Source organism: Bartonella callosciuri, assembly GCF_014203215.1.
GTDB classification, from domain to species: Bacteria; Pseudomonadota; Alphaproteobacteria; order Rhizobiales; family Rhizobiaceae; genus Bartonella; species Bartonella callosciuri.
The window spans coordinates 1-3,765 of the sequence record NZ_JACHIM010000020.1; the positions used below are offsets into that span (position 1 = coordinate 1).

General features: G+C 43.1%; 1 protein-coding gene and 4 pseudogenes. 4 read left to right on the top strand and 1 reads right to left on the bottom strand.

All coding sequences use genetic code 11. The features are described 5' to 3' along the window. Nucleotides 1–601: 601 nt before the first annotated feature. Both glmM (HNQ69_RS07410) and HNQ69_RS07415 read left to right on the top strand, forming a co-directional pair. The gene (glmM, locus tag HNQ69_RS07410) at nucleotides 602–1,960 is read left to right on the top strand and encodes a phosphoglucosamine mutase (protein ID WP_183229386.1); all 1,359 of its coding nucleotides are present in this window, start codon (nucleotides 602–604) and stop codon (nucleotides 1,958–1,960) included. A 42-nt stretch (nucleotides 1,961–2,002) separates the two neighbouring features. After that, nucleotides 2,003–2,197, top strand: a pseudogene (locus HNQ69_RS07415) (hypothetical protein); the annotation flags it as partial. A 4-nt stretch (nucleotides 2,198–2,201) separates the two neighbouring features. Here HNQ69_RS07415 and HNQ69_RS07420 read toward each other — a convergent pair. Then, nucleotides 2,202–2,974 (bottom strand): annotated as a pseudogene (locus HNQ69_RS07420) (tyrosine-type recombinase/integrase); the annotation flags it as partial. A gap of 441 nt (nucleotides 2,975–3,415) precedes the next feature. On the opposite strand from HNQ69_RS07420, the pseudogene glmM (HNQ69_RS07425) reads away from it, so the two are divergent. Both glmM (HNQ69_RS07425) and HNQ69_RS08180 read left to right on the top strand, forming a co-directional pair. Next, a pseudogene (glmM, locus tag HNQ69_RS07425) lies at nucleotides 3,416–3,616 on the top strand (phosphoglucosamine mutase); the annotation flags it as partial. A 42-nt stretch (nucleotides 3,617–3,658) separates the two neighbouring features. Further along, nucleotides 3,659–3,765: pseudogene (locus HNQ69_RS08180) on the top strand (hypothetical protein); the annotation flags it as partial.

The window sequence follows — 3,765 nt, forward strand, 5'->3', positions numbered from 1 at the left end:
GGATGTGTTTGCAGGGTATGTGAACCGAGGTGCTTTGTGGGTGCGTATTTGCAGGGTATGTGAACCGAGGTACTTTGTGGATGTGTTTGCAGGGTATGTGAACCGAGGTGCTTTGTGGATGTGTTTGCAGGGTATGTGAACCGAGGTACTTTGTGGATGTGTTTGCAGGGTATGTGAACTGAGGTGCTTTGTGGGTGCGTATTTGCAGGGTATGTGAACCGAGGTACTTTGTGGATGTGTTTGCAGGGTGTGTGAGCCGAGGTGCTTTGTGGATGTGTTTGCAGGGTGGCTTTTCACAGGGATTGGGCTCTCTCTTTGATTTTGTTTAAAGAGGGGGGAGCGTTAAGACGTGTTAAAGGACAATATTGCTTGAGGTGTAGAATACAAAAGCATAATTGGTGGGGTGACCGTGTTTGGGGAGTAGAATTAAAGATGTGTTCTAAATGGTTAGTGTAGTTTATGTCTTGATTGTCTGAAAGTCTAAAAGAATGAAGGGGTACAAATGATCTTATCCTATGAGGGATCTCGCTGTATCAGGGGTTTATTCTGAAAGGACTGCAAGAGTAAAGCAAGAGTAAAACTGTGTATAAAGGAAAGAGGGATGGCACAAAAATATTTTGGTACAGATGGAATTCGGGGGAAAGCCAATTTTTTTCCTATGACACCAGATTTTGCCATGAAAGTGGGGATGGCTGTCGGGGTTTTGTTTCGGTCACAATGTCAGTCGCGTCGTGTGGTTATTGGCAAGGATACCCGATTATCTGGGTATATGTTGGAAAATGCTCTCGTTTCAGGATTTACAGCTGCTGGGATGGATGCTTTCTTGTTGGGGCCTGTGCCAACTCCTGCTGTTGCTATGCTTTGTCGCTCGTTGCGTGCGGATCTTGGGGTGATGATTTCTGCTTCTCATAATCCCTTCTACGATAATGGAATTAAACTTTTTGGTCCTGATGGATTTAAACTTTCAGATGACATGGAAGCAAAAATTGAACGATTGATCGATACGGATCTTTCAAAATCTTTAGCCAGTTGTTCCGAAATCGGTTATGCAAAACGAGTCGAAGGTGATATTTATCGTTATATCGAATATGCTAAACGAACTTTGCCACGTGATGTTCGTTTGGATGCTGTGCGAATCGTTGTCGATTGCGCCAATGGTGCTGCTTATAAAGCTGCTCCGCGTGCTTTGTGGGAATTGGGTGCCGAGGTCTTTGCTATTCATGATACTCCAAATGGGACTAATATTAATAAAAAATGTGGGTCAACCGATTTGGCTTCTTTAAAACAAAAAGTTCATGAAGTGCGTGCCGATGTGGGGATTGCTCTTGATGGTGATGGAGATCGAGTTCTTCTTGTTGATGAAAAATCCCAAACAATTGATGGGGATCAGTTGATTGCTGTGATCGCTGAAAATTGGCATAAGACGGGACGGTTACACTGTAATGGTGTTGTGACAACGATTATGTCAAATCTTGGGCTTGAACGCTTCTTGAACAGTAAGGGGTTGGAGCTTGTTCGGACAAATGTTGGAGATCGCTATGTGGTCGATGCGATGCGCCAAAAAGGATATAATATTGGTGGTGAAGTTTCTGGACATATTGTACTCAGCGATTTTGGCACAACGGGTGATGGGCTGGTGGCTGCTTTGCAGATTTTAGCTTGTATGCAAGAAAGTCAAAGTCCCATAAGCCAATTGTGTAAACGGTTTGAACCCGTGCCACAAATTTTAAAAAATGTTACGATTAAAAACAAAAATGTGCTGAAAAAGAACCCAGTCAAAACGGCAATAGATCAAGCAACGCAGCGTTTAGGAAAAGAAGCACGATTGGTTATCCGTGCTTCTGGAACTGAGCCGGTCATCCGCATTATGGCTGAAGGTGATGAACGAGAAGTTCTGAACGCTGTGGTGACAGAGTTGACCGATGTGATCTCTCAGCATGACACGCTTTCAAAGGAATAGGCTTTGCTTGAGGGTTCGTAAATATTTTGTAGGGTTGCTAGGGTGAAAAAGAATCCAGTCAAAACGGCAATAGATCAAGCAACGCAGCGTTTAGGAAAAGAAGCACGATTGGTTATCCGTGCTTCTGGAACTGAGCCGGTTATTTGCATGATGGTGAAAGCGCATCAGAGAAAAGCTTGGGGAGGCGGTTGGGAGCTAAAGTGGTCTGAGGGAGGAGCGTCTGCTCTTGAGGAATAGTTCAGACATCTCCATCAACCTGACCCCTTATGAATATGCCGCAAAGGATTAATCCGAACACCTATAAGAATAAGTAAACGCAAAGCCAAGGTGTGTCATGGTTGTTGTTTTGCAAAGTGTTTGATAAAAAGCAGGCACATCTCTCCAATCCATTGCCGGCATGTTTTTAACTTTATAACGTTGTTTACCTAAAAGAGTGCATGCTTTTTCTGTGCCTGTAAGTCAACATCCAAACCCAAGGTAGCTACATGTTTGAGACAAAGATTAAGGCGAATGAGTGCTTTCTCTGCAGTTCCAGTTTTTGTATGCCAGATGGGAGCAAGGGTATTGCGTATTTCTGTGTGCGTAATCTCTGAAACGGGCAAAAAGCCTAATTTAGGGAGAATATGAAGGCATAACGGTAAAAACCAGTTCCCATCTTTACCATCATTTTTTAATTCAGCTTTACGACTTTCAAAAGCATCCAAAGCGATACCATTTTAAATAATGGAGATTGCTTATTGCCTCACGCTTTTGTTTTTCACGTTCTTTAATGGGGTCACGACCCTCACGTAAAACGGCACGCCATTGGGTTGCAGTTTCACGGGCTTGTTTTAAAGAAATATCTTTCAAGGCACCCAAGCCCATTTCACGCCGGCGTTCGTGAATGGTATAACGATAAAGCCATTGAGCACCACCATCTTTACGTTGGTGCAGAAGCAAGCCAGCACCATCATTATATTTGCTAGCTCCCAATGTTGCAACAGCTCTTGCATTAAGATGGTTCATAAGAGGCATTTTTAGGCCTTTCTTGTACAGTTTTTATCCACACACTCATCCCGCTTGTGATGAGCAAGCAAGTGGTTTTGATTGATTCAACATAAACAGGTTTGGAATGAGAGAACGATATTAGGGACTATTATTCAATATGCAAAACAGTGAATTATCATTATAAATCAATGAATTGTCTAAAAATGAGAGGGAAGAGGCTCTTTTGCAAATGCACTGCTTGAGGAAAGAGATGAAAAGAAAATCAGGTTTTTTTGGGGGCTTTTATCTGTACCAAAGGGAGAAGAAAGGTGCGCTTTGAGGAAAATCTTTAGGGGATGGCAACTTAAGATTTTTTATACTTGCAAGGTTAGTGTGACAGAGTTGACCGATGTGATCTCTCAGCATGACACGCTTTCAAAGGAATAGGCTTTGCTTGAGAGTTCGTAAATATTTTGTAGGGTTGCTAGGGTGAAAAAGAATCCAGTCAAAACGGCAATAGATCAAGCAACGCAGCGTTTAGGAAAAGAAGCACGATTGGTTATCCGTGCTTCTGGAACTGAGCCGGTCATCCGCATTATGGCTGAAGGTGATGAACGAGAAGTTCTAAACGCTGTGGTGACAGAGTTGACCGATGTGATCTCTCAGCATGACACGCTTTCAAAGGAATAGGCTTTGCTTGAGGGTTCGTAAATATTTTGTAGGGTTGCTAGGGTGAAAAAGAATCCAGTCAAAACGGCAATAGATCAAGCAACGCAGTGTTTAGGAAAAGAAGCACGATTGGTTATCCGTGCTTCTGGAACTGAGCCGGTCATCCGCAT

Bases quoted from the DNA above. Each gene is read 5' to 3' on its own strand.
- glmM (WP_183229386.1), top strand. From the start codon at position 602: ATGGCACAAAAATATTTTGGTACAGATGGAATTCGGGGGAAAGCCAAT.